The organism is Martelella mediterranea (assembly GCF_004342225.1).
In the GTDB taxonomy this organism is placed as follows: domain Bacteria; phylum Pseudomonadota; class Alphaproteobacteria; order Rhizobiales; family Rhizobiaceae; genus Martelella; species Martelella mediterranea_B.
The window spans coordinates 27,592-42,036 of record NZ_SMAR01000021.1 but is presented as its reverse complement, the minus strand read 5'-3'; the positions used below and the strand labels follow the sequence as shown (position 1 = coordinate 42,036).

Annotated in this window: 16 protein-coding genes; 7 read left to right on the top strand and 9 right to left on the bottom strand. The window is 54.1% G+C overall.

Annotation, left to right across the window (positions count from 1 at the left end; all coding sequences use genetic code 11):
- The 6 genes from EDC90_RS13480 to EDC90_RS13455 all read right to left on the bottom strand — a co-directional run bounded on the left by EDC90_RS13480 (position 1) and on the right by EDC90_RS13455 (position 4,461).
- Positions 1 to 972, bottom strand: coding sequence for a DUF2232 domain-containing protein (locus EDC90_RS13480; protein ID WP_132312496.1), 972 nt, complete (start codon positions 970 to 972; stop codon positions 1 to 3).
- A gap of 144 nt (positions 973 to 1,116) precedes the next feature.
- Positions 1,117 to 1,365 (bottom strand): 30S ribosomal protein S18, encoded by a 249-nt coding sequence (rpsR, locus tag EDC90_RS13475; RefSeq protein ID WP_018062978.1) that lies wholly within the window; start codon positions 1,363 to 1,365, stop codon positions 1,117 to 1,119.
- A 26-nt stretch (positions 1,366 to 1,391) separates the two neighbouring features.
- Positions 1,392 to 1,766 carry a 30S ribosomal protein S6 gene (gene rpsF / locus EDC90_RS13470; protein ID WP_132312494.1) on the bottom strand — a complete coding sequence of 125 codons (375 nt, stop codon included), beginning with the start codon at positions 1,764 to 1,766 and terminating at the stop codon, positions 1,392 to 1,394.
- A 305-nt stretch (positions 1,767 to 2,071) separates the two neighbouring features.
- A complete protein-coding gene (locus EDC90_RS13465) occupies positions 2,072 to 2,992 on the bottom strand; it encodes a calcium/sodium antiporter (protein ID WP_132312491.1) in 921 nt (306 codons plus the stop codon).
- Positions 2,993 to 3,130: 138 nt separating this feature from the next.
- A complete protein-coding gene (locus tag EDC90_RS13460; RefSeq protein WP_132312488.1) occupies positions 3,131 to 4,174 on the bottom strand; it encodes an aldo/keto reductase in 1,044 nt (347 codons plus the stop codon).
- Between the two features lie 17 nt (positions 4,175 to 4,191).
- Positions 4,192 to 4,461, bottom strand: a complete 270-nt coding sequence (locus tag EDC90_RS13455; RefSeq protein ID WP_132312485.1) for a hypothetical protein — start codon at positions 4,459 to 4,461, stop codon at positions 4,192 to 4,194.
- On the opposite strand from EDC90_RS13455, the gene fabD reads away from it, so the two are divergent.
- The 7 genes from fabD to gmk all read left to right on the top strand — a co-directional run bounded on the left by fabD (position 4,449) and on the right by gmk (position 11,456).
- On the top strand, positions 4,449 to 5,393 hold the full coding sequence (gene fabD / locus EDC90_RS13450) for an ACP S-malonyltransferase (RefSeq protein WP_132312482.1): 945 nt from the start codon (positions 4,449 to 4,451) through the stop codon (positions 5,391 to 5,393). The two genes, EDC90_RS13455 and fabD, sit on opposite strands and share 13 nt — an antisense overlap.
- Positions 5,394 to 5,494: 101 nt before the next feature.
- On the top strand, positions 5,495 to 6,232 hold the full coding sequence (gene fabG / locus EDC90_RS13445) for a 3-oxoacyl-[acyl-carrier-protein] reductase (RefSeq protein WP_132312480.1): 738 nt from the start codon (positions 5,495 to 5,497) through the stop codon (positions 6,230 to 6,232).
- Positions 6,233 to 6,515: 283 nt separating this feature from the next.
- Positions 6,516 to 6,752: an acyl carrier protein gene (locus EDC90_RS13440; protein ID WP_132312477.1), complete on the top strand. Its 237-nt coding sequence runs from the start codon at positions 6,516 to 6,518 to the stop codon at positions 6,750 to 6,752.
- Positions 6,753 to 7,052: 300 nt separating this feature from the next.
- Positions 7,053 to 8,315: a beta-ketoacyl-ACP synthase II gene (gene fabF / locus EDC90_RS13435; protein WP_132312475.1), complete on the top strand. Its 1,263-nt coding sequence runs from the start codon at positions 7,053 to 7,055 to the stop codon at positions 8,313 to 8,315.
- 288 nt (positions 8,316 to 8,603) lie between these two features.
- Complete coding sequence (mltG, locus tag EDC90_RS13430; RefSeq protein ID WP_132312473.1) at positions 8,604 to 9,752, top strand: endolytic transglycosylase MltG; 1,149 nt, start codon at positions 8,604 to 8,606, stop codon at positions 9,750 to 9,752.
- Between the two features lie 161 nt (positions 9,753 to 9,913).
- The gene (locus EDC90_RS13425) at positions 9,914 to 10,801 is read left to right on the top strand and encodes a YicC/YloC family endoribonuclease (RefSeq protein WP_132312471.1); all 888 of its coding nucleotides are present in this window, start codon (positions 9,914 to 9,916) and stop codon (positions 10,799 to 10,801) included.
- A gap of 4 nt (positions 10,802 to 10,805) precedes the next feature.
- Positions 10,806 to 11,456 (top strand): guanylate kinase, encoded by a 651-nt coding sequence (gene gmk / locus EDC90_RS13420; protein WP_132312469.1) that lies wholly within the window; start codon positions 10,806 to 10,808, stop codon positions 11,454 to 11,456.
- Positions 11,457 to 11,495: 39 nt separating this feature from the next.
- Here the strand turns inward: gmk and rsmA are convergent, their stop codons facing one another.
- Genes rsmA through EDC90_RS13405 form a run of 3 tightly spaced genes read right to left on the bottom strand, consistent with a single transcriptional unit; the run spans position 11,496 to position 14,309 of the window.
- Positions 11,496 to 12,323 carry a 16S rRNA (adenine(1518)-N(6)/adenine(1519)-N(6))-dimethyltransferase RsmA gene (gene rsmA / locus EDC90_RS13415; protein WP_132312467.1) on the bottom strand — a complete coding sequence of 276 codons (828 nt, stop codon included), beginning with the start codon at positions 12,321 to 12,323 and terminating at the stop codon, positions 11,496 to 11,498.
- Positions 12,320 to 13,333 (bottom strand): 4-hydroxythreonine-4-phosphate dehydrogenase PdxA, encoded by a 1,014-nt coding sequence (pdxA, locus tag EDC90_RS13410; protein WP_132312465.1) that lies wholly within the window; start codon positions 13,331 to 13,333, stop codon positions 12,320 to 12,322. The genes rsmA and pdxA overlap by 4 nt, the downstream gene beginning before the upstream one ends.
- A 22-nt stretch (positions 13,334 to 13,355) precedes the next feature.
- Positions 13,356 to 14,309 carry a peptidylprolyl isomerase gene (locus tag EDC90_RS13405; RefSeq protein WP_132312463.1) on the bottom strand — a complete coding sequence of 318 codons (954 nt, stop codon included), beginning with the start codon at positions 14,307 to 14,309 and terminating at the stop codon, positions 13,356 to 13,358.
- Between the last annotated feature and the right edge of the window lie 136 nt (positions 14,310 to 14,445).

Genomic DNA, 14,445 nt, shown 5'->3' with positions numbered 1-14,445 from the left:
TCAGTTGTCGTTTTCTGTTTCGTCGTTGGAAGCGCCACTGGAAAGCGCAATGGCACGGCGCGTATCAGTGAGGCCCATAATCACGAAGATCAGAGCCGGGAATGTAAACATCAGGGACAGGTAGGAGAGAACGATCACCGGTAAGCGCCAGCTTTGACCACGTGCCGCAAGGTGCATGCGGGCGAGACCAGCCAGAAGAAAGCCACCGCCAAACGCCCCAAGGCAGGCAGCGCCGATCAAGCCAATCACACCTCCGAAAAATGTCAGAACCAAAGCGCCAAGAAATACGAAAATCGCGTTCGTGTTCATTCGAAGCGCCTGAGCCACGTCTTCCCGCGGCCGTCCAGTGAGACCGGATGCTCCGGCAATCCGCACGCCAATGTGATAGGCAATGAACAGCATGATCACCGACATCGCGCCCTGAACCATCGGGACCATGATGACGAACATACTCTTGAACTGTTCAATCATCGCGGGATCAGCGGCGATTTGTGGATCCTGCGTTTCAAGTGCAGAAATGAATGCGTCAATCAGTTCACCGGTCGTATCCGGACCATAACCTGCAATTGCCCCGACAATAATGAGGCCGAGCGCGACTGCGCCACACAAATGAAGAAGGATGTCAGAAAGCGGATACCATGCCGTCAGACCTTCAGGCCCGCCAAGCTCAGAGGCAGGCCGGGCCAGATTACCCAGATGGCTTAGCCAGCCAGCCGGAAGAAAGGTGGCAACCAGAATGTAGAGGGCAAAAAAAGGCGACCCCATCACAGCCCCCAGAGCGCCAGCGACAACGATTGACACAATCGCCGCCACACTGCCCCAGCCGAGGCCAACAATCAGAATTGGAAGAGCGGAAGCCGCGGAGAGCAGTGTTGAAAACAACACGTTCATGCTTGCGGCAAAGGCCAGCATGAAAGCGCTCAATCCGGCAAGCGCACCGATCAGCAATGTTTTGCCGTTGATGGTCTTCATTTCGCTGTCCTGCTTTCAAAGCAGTTAGAGAAGCGCAGATAGATAAAATGCTTCTCAACCTGGGTTTTCAAAAAGCTGCTGCGCGCCCACCGCACAGGAGCCAAAAGAAAAGGCGCAGAAGGCGCCTCTTCCCAAAGTCATCGATCAGGAAACGACGTAAGGCAGAAGGCCGAGGAAACGGGCACGCTTAATTGCGCGTGCGAGTTCACGCTGCTTCTTCTGGCTGACGGCGGTGATGCGGGACGGAACGATCTTGCCGCGCTCGGAAATGTAGCGCTGCAGGAGACGAACGTCCTTGTAATCGATTTTTGGTGCGTTCGCGCCGGAAAACGGGCAGGTCTTGCGACGGCGATTGAACGGGCGGCGGGTCGGGATAGAAGCGATAGCTACCATTTTATACTCTCCTTGAACCTTGATGATCAGTTGCGCGGACGGCGATTGCCGCCATCACGGCGCGGACGATCGTCGCGGTCACGCTTCTGCATCATCGCCGACGGGCCTTCTTCGTGTGCTTCGACCTTGATGGTCATGTAGCGAAGAATATCTTCATTGATGCGCATCTGGCGTTCCATTTCGTGGATCGCAGCAGCCGGGGCATCAATGTCCATCAAAGCGTAGTGTGCTTTACGGTTCTTTTTGATCCGGTAGGTGAGGGACTTAAGACCCCAGTTTTCGATCCGGCCAACTTTGCCGCCATGCTCTTCGATTACGCCCTTGTACTGCTCGACGATCGCGTCGACCTGCTGGGCCGTGACGTCCTGGCGCGCCAGAAACACGTGTTCATAAAGTGCCATTGGTATTTGCCTTTCTTGCATTCGATGTCCGGACCTCGGCGGCTAAGCCTCAACGACTGCTCCTGAAGGGGAAATCCCCGGCAAGAAAAGCGTTTGACGAGACGGTCGAGAGCGGCGACACGGGAGGCAAGCACTTTTTACGTGCCAGACGTTTTCTTGAAAACAGAAAACGGCCCTCCGTTCAGCCACCAGCCAGAAGACCGAACATATCGGATGGCGCGCTTATACACATTCTCCACAGAATGGCAAGCACAGCAGCTTCAATCAGGCAAACAAAGCGATCTGGCCGCCTGAAACGCGTAAGATCAAACAAGATAAGCGATATACCCGCCATAGGCTATGAGCATTCCCAGGCCCGTTGCCCGATGAAATTTGGGGGCGAAGAACAGCATCCCTCCAAAGAACAGGCTGGCCGCCAGCATGACCGGCACATCCAATTTCGCAAAACTGTCCTCCACCGGCATCGGAGCAATCACCGCAGTAAGACCGAGGATGCAAAGCGTATTGAAAATCGAAGATCCGGTTACATTTCCGACCGCAACATCTGAATGCTTGCGGCTTGCAGCAACAATCGCGGTTGCAAGCTCCGGCAGGGAAGTACCAAGTGCGACCACCGTCAGGCCGATGACGGCATCCGAGACGCCGAACTGGCTGGCCAGATCGGTGGCGCCACGAATCAGGAATTCAGCACCGGCGACGAGAACAACAAGGCCAAGCAGAATAAAGAGTGTCGCTTTTCCGGTCGCAAGGGTGTCTGTTGGTAGCTCTTCAAGGTCAGCTTCTCCTGCGCGTGCGGCGCGATAGGTTCTGAAAAGATAGAGCGCGAGCAATATCAGCAGCAGAAGACCCGCTGCGCGACCGATGACGCTGAACTGAACGAGAACAAGAAGAAGGGCTGCTGATCCGACCATCGCCGCAACATCACGTTTGACGGATTTATCCCATCCGGCAATCGGGAAAATCACCGCGCTGGCGCCGATGATCAAAAGAATATTGGCAATGTTCGATCCTACCACGTTGCCAAGAGCAATGCCGGCAGCGCCGGTCGTTGCAGCACGAACTGACACCAGGAGCTCGGGGAGCGAAGTGCCGAACCCAACGATGATGAGTGAAGCGATGAGGGCAGAAACACCCAGCCTGCGCGCAACGGATACGGCGCCGTGAACAAGCCATTCTGCGCCAAAATAAAGCCCGGCCAGACCCAGGGCGACGAACAGATAATCCATCCGGGAATCCTGCCTTTCGAAACGAGTTGTCAGTCAGTAATGGCTGGCAGCTTGAAGGAAAAACAAGAACATGCCCCCGCTATTGGAGGGAATATGGTGCGCAGATCAGGAAATTGCAATGCAGCCATCTGTCATGTCTTAAAACGGCATTGGATATTCGCGATGCACCGCTGCAATTTCAGTCAGTATCTCATCGGTAACGGCGACATCAGCAGCGCCAATATTGGTCTTAAGCTGATCCATCTTCGTCGCACCAATGATCGCAGCCGTGACGAACGGGCGGGAAAGCACAAATGCCAATGCCATCTGTGCCGGGCTCAGGCCATATTCTTCGGCTATTCTGCAATAGGCCTGAACGGCAGGTTCCTGCCTTTCGTTAAGCCGCCCGCCGAGATCACCGCCAATATCTCCCCGAGATCCGGCAGGAACCTTACCGCCGAGATATTTGCCGCTTAAAAGACCGGTCGCCAGAGGCGAGTAGGCCAGCAGTCCGACGTCCTCGTGATGCGAAAGCTCCGCCAGATCGAGATCGTGGTGACGGTAGAGCAGAGAATATTCATTCTGGATCGTTGAAACGCGAACCCGATCCTTCATCTCCGCAAGTGTCAGATATTTCTGGGTACCCCATGTCGTTTCATTTGAAAGGCCGATGGCCCGGATCTTACCTTCTTTGACTAGGCTATCCAGCGTATCCAGCGTCAGCTCGATATCGATGCGTGCCTGATGACGGTCCTGATGATACGGATTGTAGCCCCAGTTGTTCCGGAAGTGGAAATGACCACGATTTGGCCAGTGGATCTGGTAGAGATCGAGGTAATCCGTTTTCAGTCGTCTCAGACTGGTTTCCAGAGCATCACGAATGATTTGCGGGGTGAGTGGTTTACCTTCATGAATCCAGGGACGCCCCGGACCCGTGACCTTGCTTGCGAGAATGATGTCATCGCGCTTTCCACGCTTTTCAAGCCATGTTCCGATATAATCTTCAGTGCGCCCCTGTGTTTCAGCGCTCAGCGGCGTCACCGGGTAAAGTTCGGCTGTGTCAATAAAATTAACGCCATTTTCCACGGCATAATCCATCTGCGCATGGGCCTCAGCCTCTGTGTTTTGAGAACCCCAGGTCATTGTGCCGAGGCAGATCTCGGAAACTGAAATTCCTGTTCTGCCTAAATCTTTCATTTTCATTCGGTTACCTTAATTTTTTAACTTACTACATCAATTTTTATAGCTTTCTGAGTCCCGGTTTCAGACACAGAAGTCCGTAGGCGCACGCTTGATATAGAAAGGCGATATAGACCTTCAACTATTGACTTGCCGCCTTGAAGTGTGGATTGGAAAAACACTTTTACGGCAACCACGGCTCGTGACCAGAGCTTTGAGAGTTGCCAAAATACAAATGGTTCATTCATTTTCGCAAGTTCTAAAATTGCGGAAATGACCAGGCGGAAGGAACCCTGAAATGACAGCCGCATTTACCTTTCCCGGACAGGGAAGTCAGAGCGTTGGCATGGGAAAGACACTGGCAGAGGCTTTTTCAGTTGCTCGCCACGTGTTCGAAGAAGTGGATGACGCGCTCGGTGAGAAGCTTTCGCAAACAATATGGGAAGGCCCCGAAGACGCTCTGCAGCTGACAGCCAATACCCAACCCGCTCTGATGGCTGTGTCTGTCGCAGTGATTCGAGCGCTGGAAAGTGAAGGCCTCGACCTGAAAAACGACATTTCCTATGTCGCCGGCCATTCACTGGGTGAATATTCCGCTTTGTGTGCGGCCGGAACCTTCTCACTCGCCGATACTGCGCGTCTGCTGCGTATTCGCGGGAATGCGATGCAGGCCGCTGTTCCGGTCGGTAAGGGGGCAATGGCTGCGATCATCGGCCTCTCCTTCGACGAGGTGGAATCACTTTGTTCAGATGCATCGAAATTCGGCGCTTGCCAGATCGCAAATGATAATGGTGGCGGACAGGTCGTAATTTCCGGCGAAAAGGACGCGGTTGAAAAGGCCGTCGAAATTGCCGGTGAGAAGGGCGCGAAGCGCGCGCTTCTGCTGCCTGTTTCAGCACCTTTTCATTCAAAGCTTATGGCGTCAGCAGCCGCTGCAATGGAAGAAGCGCTGGCCGAAGTCAGCAAGGCGGCGCCCGTGGTGCCCGTTATTGCCAATGTTGTTGCAGAGCCGGTCAGTGATCCGGATGAAATTGTGCGTCTTCTGGTGGAACAGGTTACCGGGCGCGTTCGCTGGCGCGAGAGCGTAGAATGGTTTGCGCGCAATGAGGTCAGCACACTTTACGAAATCGGAGCAGGGAAAGTCCTGACCGGTTTGGCACGCCGCATTGACCGGTCGCTGAATGGTGTTGCTGTGTCTTCTCCGGATGATATCGATAATGTTTTGAAAGCGCTGAAGGGCTGAAGACGGACCAGTGGTTTTCAAGGCTGGAACTGAAAAAACGAATGACGGGTAATCGGCACTGCCGTTTTCCTGAATGAAAATTCAACGGACGGGGTTACGAAATGTTGGATCTGACGGGCCGTAAGGCTCTGGTAACAGGCGCAAGCGGCGGCATCGGTGAGGCAATCGCCCGCAAGCTCCATGCGCAGGGTGCAACTGTTGCACTTCATGGCACGCGTGCCGAAAAACTCGAGGCTCTTGCTGCAGAACTCGGCGAACGCGCGCACGCATTTCCGGCGAACCTGTCGGATCGCGAAGCCGTCAAAGAGCTCGGTGCCAAGGTTGAAAGCGAGCTGGAAGGCGTTGATATTCTTGTCAACAATGCCGGTATTACCAAAGACGGGCTGTTTGTCCGCATGAGCGATGAAGACTGGGAGAGCGTGCTTGAGGTCAACCTGACCGCAGCCTTCCTGCTGACCCGAACGCTGATGCATCCAATGATGCGCCGCCGCTATGGTCGCGTGATCAACATTACGTCGATCGTCGGTGTGACCGGAAATCCGGGGCAGGCTAACTATTGTGCTTCGAAAGCTGGTATGATTGGTTTCTCCAAATCTCTGGCGCAGGAAGTTGCGCCTCGCAACGTGACTGTGAACTGTGTTGCGCCGGGCTTTATCGAGACAGCCATGACCGACAAGCTCAACGAGAAGCAAAAAGATGCGATTCTCTCTGCTGTCCCGATGAAGCGTATGGGCAGCGGTGATGACATTGCCTCCGCAGTGATTTATCTGGCTTCAGAAGAAGCCGGTTATGTTACTGGCCAGACGCTGCATATCAATGGCGGCATGGCGATGATATAAGATGACGCTGGTTTGTGTGCTTCTGGTGTGAGGAATTGCGCCATGAAGCCTGATAACCGCGTATTTTAGGCTTTGCGCCATGATTAAACCATGGTAAGCGGGCCGAGACTGCATCGAACAGTCCAAACGGTTGTGTCCGTATTTTACTTAACGGCACGATCAGAATGGATGCTGGTTCACATGTTTGCCGCCGGTTCTGTCCACCTTTTCGGAAACGGTCGGCGTTCACTTTGGTGGATGGGGTGGCATCCCATAGTAATTGAGACAGGTCGAGGAAACCGACATGAGCGATATCGCAGAACGCGTTAAGAAAATTGTAGTTGATCACCTGGGCGTTGACGCTGACAAGGTTGTTGAAAGCGCAAGCTTCATCGATGACCTCGGCGCGGACTCGCTCGATACCGTTGAGCTGGTCATGGCCTTCGAAGAAGAATTCGGCGTTGAAATTCCCGATGATGCCGCTGACTCGATCCTGACCGTCGGTGACGCGATCAAGTTTATCGAGAAGTCTCAGGCCTGATTTTTCTCGTGAAATGCAGGCGGGTTCCACAATGTTCGTGCGAATCCGCCTTGATCGGCCCGTGAAAACGGGCCATTTTTTTATCTTCTGGTCGCGGTGAGTGGCCGGTTATTCATATGCGTCGTCTTCGCTCCTTTGCAGGATAGTGAGAACCGACGGATTACAGCATCAGCCCGAAAATCGGAATGGATTTTCGGAAAGCACGATGCGTAGATTCAATAGGTTAGAGCGTCCTTTGTGCATCCGAATGGATGTGACGGCGCTCTAGAATGTGAATGAACGTGAGAGGTAGAGCCGACGATGAGGCGGGTCGTAATCACCGGAATGGGCATGGTCACTCCGCTTGGATGTGGCACAGAAGTTACCTGGTCACGCCTTCTTGAAGGCAAGAGCGGAGCAGGTAAAATCACGGCTTTCGAGACAGACGATCTTGCAGCCAAGATTGGTTGTTCCATCCCTCTGGGCGATGGGTCTGACGGGACTTATAATGCCGATCAGTGGCTTGAACCCAAAGAGCAGCGCAAGGTCGATCCCTTCATCGTCTATGCCATGGCTGCCGCCGATATGGCGCTTGCTGACGCCGACTGGCACCCTGCAAATGACGAAGACCAGATCTCAACCGGTGTTCTGATCGGCTCAGGCATTGGCGGTCTGGAAGGTATTGTCGAAGCTGGTTACACGCTCCGTGACCGTGGTCCGCGCCGGATTTCACCGTTTTTCATCCCGGGTCGCCTGATCAATTTGGCTTCGGGACAGGTCTCCATTCGCCATAAGTTGCGCGGCCCGAATCATTCCGTTGTAACCGCTTGCTCGACTGGCGCTCATGCCATTGGTGATGCAAGCCGTCTGATTGCATTCGGTGATGCAGACGTCATGGTTGCCGGTGGCACCGAATCGCCGCTTTGCCGTCTGTCGCTGGCCGGCTTTGCCGCTTGCAAGGCACTTTCAACCAGCTTCAACGACCAGCCCGAAAAAGCATCACGTCCCTACGACTCAGATCGCGATGGCTTTGTCATGGGTGAAGGCTCAGGCGTTCTGGTCCTCGAGGAACTGGAGCATGCCAAGGCCAGAGGCGCAAAGATTTATGCCGAAGTTGTCGGTTATGGTCTGAGTGGCGATGCCTACCACATTACAGCGCCGAGCGAAGACGGTGAGGGTGCCTTCCGCTGCATGACATCGGCTCTCAAACGCGCAGGCCTCTCGCCGGAAGATGTTGATTACATCAATGCACATGGCACCTCGACCATCGCGGACACGATCGAACTTGGCGCTGTCGAGCGTCTGATGGGCGATGCCGCCTCGAAGGTTTCGATGTCCTCGACAAAGTCGGCAACGGGACACCTTCTGGGTGCAGCCGGCGCAATCGAAGCGATCTTCTCGACACTTGCCATTCGCGACAATATCGCCCCTCCGACGCTCAACCTTGATAATCCGGAACGGGATACGCCTATTGATCTTGTGCCGAAGGTCGCGCGCAAGCGGGATATCAATGTCGCCCTTTCGAACTCATTCGGGTTCGGTGGTACTAACGCGTCTCTCGTGCTGCGCCGTTTCGAGGCTTAAACAGCACGTTTCTTCACTTTGAGCGCCTTGCACCCATTCGGATGCACAAAGGCGCTCTAATCTTTTGAATCTACGCATCGTGCTTTGCGAAAATCGATTCCGATTTTCGGGCCGATGCTGTAGCAGGTTTCAAGCAGGAAAACGGCTGACATTTTGCAGCCGTTTTCTGTTGTTAGCGACATCTTTTCTGTCGGTACAGAATCATCCTAATCAATCGCCAGAAAGATATAGTTCTTTGAAGCAGGCGAGTAAGTTTTACGACCTTATGCGGTCGAACAAGGGGGTCTGGTGAGCGGTTCCGATCAAGATCATGACCAGGAAAACGATGGCCGGTCGCACAAGCGCACGAAACGTATCGTGCCCAAATCCGCAAAAGAAGCGCTTCGCCCGGAGCGAGTGCCTGAGCCGAGACAACGTTCTCACAGGGCTAAAAGTCAGTTCGTGATTTTCCTGAATTTTCTCATGACAATCGTCGTTCTGGGATGTGTTGCTGCATTGGCTGGATATTATTGGGCGATGTCGGCTTACCGTTCCGCCGGGCCGCTTGAGACTGCCGAAGAGTTCACAGTTCGTAGCGGGTCCGGGTTGAACGAAATATCACGGCAGCTGGAGCGCGAAGGCATTGTCACCGATTCGCGACTTTTCAGATACATCACCGCAGCACGCTATCGCGACGGACGTACGCTCAAGGCAGGTGACTACGCGATTGAAGCAGGCGCCTCGATGGAAGAGGTTGCGGATCTGCTCGAATCCGGCAAATCGATCCTGTACAGCGTATCGATCCCTGAGGGCTTCACAGTTGCAGAGATATTTGATCGACTGAGAGATGATCCCAATCTGACCGGCGACCTGCCCGAAGAACGCCCGCCGGAAGGCAGTCTGATGCCGCAAACCTACAAATTTGCGCGTGGTACACCACGTTCACAAATTGTAGAGGAAATGCGTGAGGGGCAGGACGAGCTTGTCGACGAAATCTGGTTACGCCGCGACAAGGACCTGCCCATCGACGACAAGAATGAGTTTGTCACGCTGGCCTCAATTGTTGAAAAGGAAACGGGTGTACCAAGTGAACGACCGCGCGTTGCAGCCGTATTCATCAACAGGCTGAACAAGGGTATGCGTCTGCAGTCTGACCCGACCGTAATCTATGGGCTTTTCGGCGGAGAGGGCAAACCCTCTGACCGTCCGATCTATCGGTCAGATCTTGATAAGGAAACACCTTACAATACCTACAAGATCGACGGTTTGCCACCGTCACCGATTGCCAATCCGGGCCGCGCTGCGCTGGAAGCCGTGGCGCATCCGGCATCGACCGACGCACTTTACTTTGTGGCAGACGGAACCGGTGGGCACGCTTTTGCAAAGACACTGCGTGAGCACAACGCCAACGTTCGTGCGTGGCGCAAGCTGGAAGCCTCCGGCAGTCAGTCCAACTGACCGGCCGCGCCCGTCTTTTTTCACCACTGGTCGGCTCGCGGCCAGTGGTGACGCACTGCCGACGACAAAACGGCATCTCAATTGATACATATTATGCGCTTCTTCGAATTTGATGTTAAACCGCTATCGGATTTGGCACCGAAGACTGCGGGAGAATGAAGTTGACCACCCAATCAATGACTGGATTTGCGCGAAGTTCGGGGCAAATGGGCCGCTACCAATGGGTCTGGGAATTTCGCTCGGTCAACGGGAAGGGACTTGATCTCCGCCTAAGGTTACCTTCAGGGTTTGAGCACTTTGAAACGCCGGTCAAGGATCTTGCCAGCCGTCAGTTAACCCGGGGAAATGTTCAGATCGGCTTGTCGGTATCGCTGACGGAGAGCAGACTTTCGCTGGTTGTCAATGAAACGGCTCTGGACGCAGTTATCGACTTGCAAAAGCGTCTCGGTGAGGCGGTTGATCAATCCCCGATGAGTGTGGATCGTTTGCTGAATATTCGCGGGATCGCAGAATTCCGTGAGGCTGATGACAGCGAAGAGACAATTGCCGAACGTGATCAGCAGATCATGCAGGCATTTACGTATGCTCTCGATCAGCTCTTTGAAGCCCGGTCTTCAGAGGGGCAAAAGATCAGCGCCGTTCTTTCCGGACAGATAGACCGAATTGAACAACTGACACAGCAGATTGAGTGTGACCCGTCCAGAAATGCGAGTGCGATTCTGGGCAAACTGGAAACTCAGATCGGTCAGCTTATGAACGCTGCCCATACACTTGATCACGACCGACTGCATGCCGAAGCAATGTTGTTGGCAACAAAGGCCGACATCAGAGAAGAGATCGACCGCCTCTATGCTCATATTGAAGCTGCCCGTGCGCTCCTTGATCAAGGTGGACCATGTGGAAGAAGGCTCGACTTTCTCGCGCAGGAGTTCAATCGCGAAGCCAATACGATCTGTTCAAAATCAAATGCTGTGGCTGTGACATCGGCAGGCCTTGAGTTAAAAACGGTGATCGACCAGTTTCGCGAACAATTACAAAACCTGGAGTGATGAGATGGGTGATGCAGCAAATCATGGTGAAGCCGCCAGCCGGCGTGGCGTTATGCTTGTGCTTGCGGCCCCGTCAGGTGCAGGAAAGTCGACGATTGCCCGTCGCCTTCTGAAAGAAGACCCACTGATTGACCTGTCGATCAGTGCAACAACACGCCAGAAGCGCCCAAGTGAGTCTGAAGGCGTTCATTATTTCTTCCTGTCTGTTGAAGAGTTCAAGAAACAGCGCGATTCCGAGGCTTTTCTGGAATGGGCGGAAGTGCATGGCAACTTCTATGCCACGCCAAAGGCAGCCGTGGAAAAGTCACTCGCAGCGGGCCACGATGTGCTCTTTGACATTGATGTTCAGGGTGCTGAGCAATTAAAGCAGAAAATGCCGGATGATGTTGTTGGCATCTTCGTCCTTCCTCCCTCAATGGAGGTGCTGAAAGCGCGGCTACAGGCACGCGCAGAAGACAGCAAAGACGCAATGGAAGTCCGACTGACCAATGCCACCGGCGAAATCGCACGCTGGCGGGACTACGAGTATGTCGTCATTAATGATGACCTTGATGACGCATATGATCTTGTGCGATCAATCCTCAGGGCAGAAAGAGCCAAGCGCGACTATGTGAGGACCGTACCGGACCACGTCGCGGCTCTGCTAAACGAATAAACGCTTGCCGGAAATGGATCTGCTCTGACCGTCCGGCGTTCAGAGCAGACTGGCGAGGTTGCAGAACTCTTCAACGCTGAGCGTTTCAGCGCGCCGCTTCGGGTCGATGCCGGCTTTTTCAAGCAGTGTTTCACCACCGAGACTTTTCAGACTCTGACGCAGCATTTTCCGGCGCTGCCCGAAGGCAGCCTGTGTAACCTTTTCAAGTTTATCGGCAGCAACAGGAAAGGGCCGGGCACGAGGCGTCAGGTTTACAACGCTGGATGTTACCTTTGGTGGTGGTGTAAACGCCTGTGGTGGCACATCAAAGGCGATGCGAGCCTCGCTGCGCCATCCGGCAAGCACGCCAAGGCGCCCATAATGCTTGTCACCCGGACGAGCGACGATGCGCTGCGCCACTTCTTTTTGGAACATCAGCGTCAGTGACTGCCAGCAGGGCGGCCACCCGGAAGGCAGCAGCCAGTTAACCAAAAGCTGCGTCCCGACATTGTACGGAAGATTGGCGATGATCTTGACGGGCTTGCCGCCCGCCAGAGCTGTAAAATCCTGCTCAAGCGCGTCGCCATTGATAATCTCGAGCCGTTCCGGGTAGCGCTCAGCAATCTTCGCTAAAACCGGGAGGCAGCGCCCGTCTCGCTCGATGACCGTCAGCCTTTCCGCATTCAGAGACAAAATAGCCCGCGTCAGACCGCCGGGACCGGGGCCAACCTCGATAACATGTACACCTTCAAGTGAACCGGCTGTCCGCGCAATTTTCTGCGTGAGATTCAGGTCCAGAAGAAAATTCTGACCGAGTGCCTTTTTCGCATTCAGTTCATACTCCGCCAGAACCTCGCGCAATGGAGGAAGGTCGTCAATTGCGCTCATCGGCCGGTTCCATGAGAGGATATCTGTGCGGCAAGTTTCAATGCTTCCATGAGGCTTGAAGGGGCGGCCACCCCCTTATCCGCAATTGCAAACGCGGTTCCATGGTCCGGGGATGTTCGAACGAAAGGCAAACCGAGTGTCGAATTCACTCCATCCTCAAACCCAAGGGTTTTGACCGGTATGAGCGCCTGATCATGATACATGCAAAGAGCAACGTCATAGCTTGAGCGCGCTGCGGCATGAAACATCGTATCAGCAGGCAAGGGGCCTTTGACCTTCAGCCCCTCACGTTCCAGGATTTGCAGCGCCGGGCGGATAATATCTTCATCTTCGCGCCCGATCGTACCGCTCTCGCCTGCATGCGGGTTAAGGCCGGAAAAGGCGAGAACCGGCTGCTTAATGCCAAATCGTGTTGTGAGATCTTGAGCAGTAATGCGCGCCGTCTCAACGATCAGATCTGAGGTGAGCGCCGCAGGAACATCAGCAAGCGGAATGTGGATTGTAACAGGCACAACCTTTAACGACGGACAAGAAAGCATCATCACCGGACGATAACGCTCACCGGTCTCTTTCATTGCAAGTTCTGCCAGAAATTCTGTGTGTCCGGGAAACTTAAACCCGGCCTCGTAAAGTACGGATTTCGCTATCGGATTTGTAACAACTGCCGCAGTCTTGCCGCGCATTGTCATTTTTACCGAAGTTTCTATCGCTGAAATTGTGCCGGGCGCAGACATCGGGTCGGGCCTGCCGGGGTCTATCGGGCAAGCTGCATCGATTGCAAAGACCGGAAGAGCTTCGCTGAAGGTCGCAACAGTTGTTTCCGGTGACGCGTTGACCACAGGCACGTCACCAAAGCCCAGAAGCGAAGCGCGTTGCTTCAGAATGCGCGGATCGCCGAAGAAAAGGAATGGCGGCACGCCCGACTCGACGCGGTTGACCCAGGCCTTGATGGCAAGTTCCGGGCCTATGCCAGCGGGATCTCCCTGAGATAAAGCTAGAGGCAGCGCCATGGCGAAATGCTCCGGATTGGTTCTAGTTCTTGCCAGGCGTCACGATCTGCGCTTTGTCTTCAAGTTCCTTCATATACTGATCGTTTTCTTTCTTGAAATCGGTCTCAGCAGAGTCTTCTTTCGAGCTCAGGACCAGCCGGGCGGCGTAGTCGTCACTGGTTTCGGTTTTCTTGCAAATAGCAAGAAACTCAGCGCCGTAGGGGGATGTCTGAACCGACGTCGTATCGCCTTTGGCCTTTACGACCGCATCCTTCCACTGGGGAGGCAATTGCGGTTCAAGAAACCGCCCGAGATCAAGCACGGTTACATCGTTGCGCGCTGCTGCAAAGTCGATCGCCTGATCACATCCCGGAAATTTCGAACGAGACGCCTCTGCTTCGCGCTTGCGCTTCCCGAGAAGCGAGGCCCGCTCCTTTTCCGGTACGACAAAAACGATACGTTTTAGCTGATACTCATAAGTATGCGGTTTTTTACCTTCTTTTTCTGCTTCCTGAAGCTGTGCAATAAACTCATCCTGAGGAAGCAGGCCGCCGCCGCCATAACGAGCGCGCAAAATATTCTTCCAGCTCATCGTGATGGCCATATAAAATTTGAAGTGGTCAACACCGACACCGGCCTGCCGCAATACCTGTTCCATCTGATTGACGGACATGCCGTTGCTTTGCGCAAAATTATTAAAAGCCTGGTCAACCTCGTCACTCGTAACAGACATCCGGCGGAACGCGATCTCAGACTGTTGCAAGGCCTGATCGATCATGGCTTCGCGCGCCTTCTCGTTCAGATTGCCTTTTTCTCCCATGAGGCGGAGCAGGTTACGGCGCTTGCTGATATCGTCATTCGTGACCGGGATATTGTTGACAATGACGGCGATATCGACGGTCTTTGCCATAGCTGGTGAAGACGGGGCGGCAGTGACACCAGCGACCGCTATCATGACGGCGGTCAGAGCGGTAACGGTAAAACGAGCGGTTCTCATTCGATATCCTTTCCAAAGGACGCGGATGCAGCCGTGAACTGTATCATCAGGCATCGGCTGATATCTCTATATAAATGGCTCAAATGCCAATGAATTCAGCGCTATTTCTGGTCTATTCCTGAGGCAAAAGCAAGGC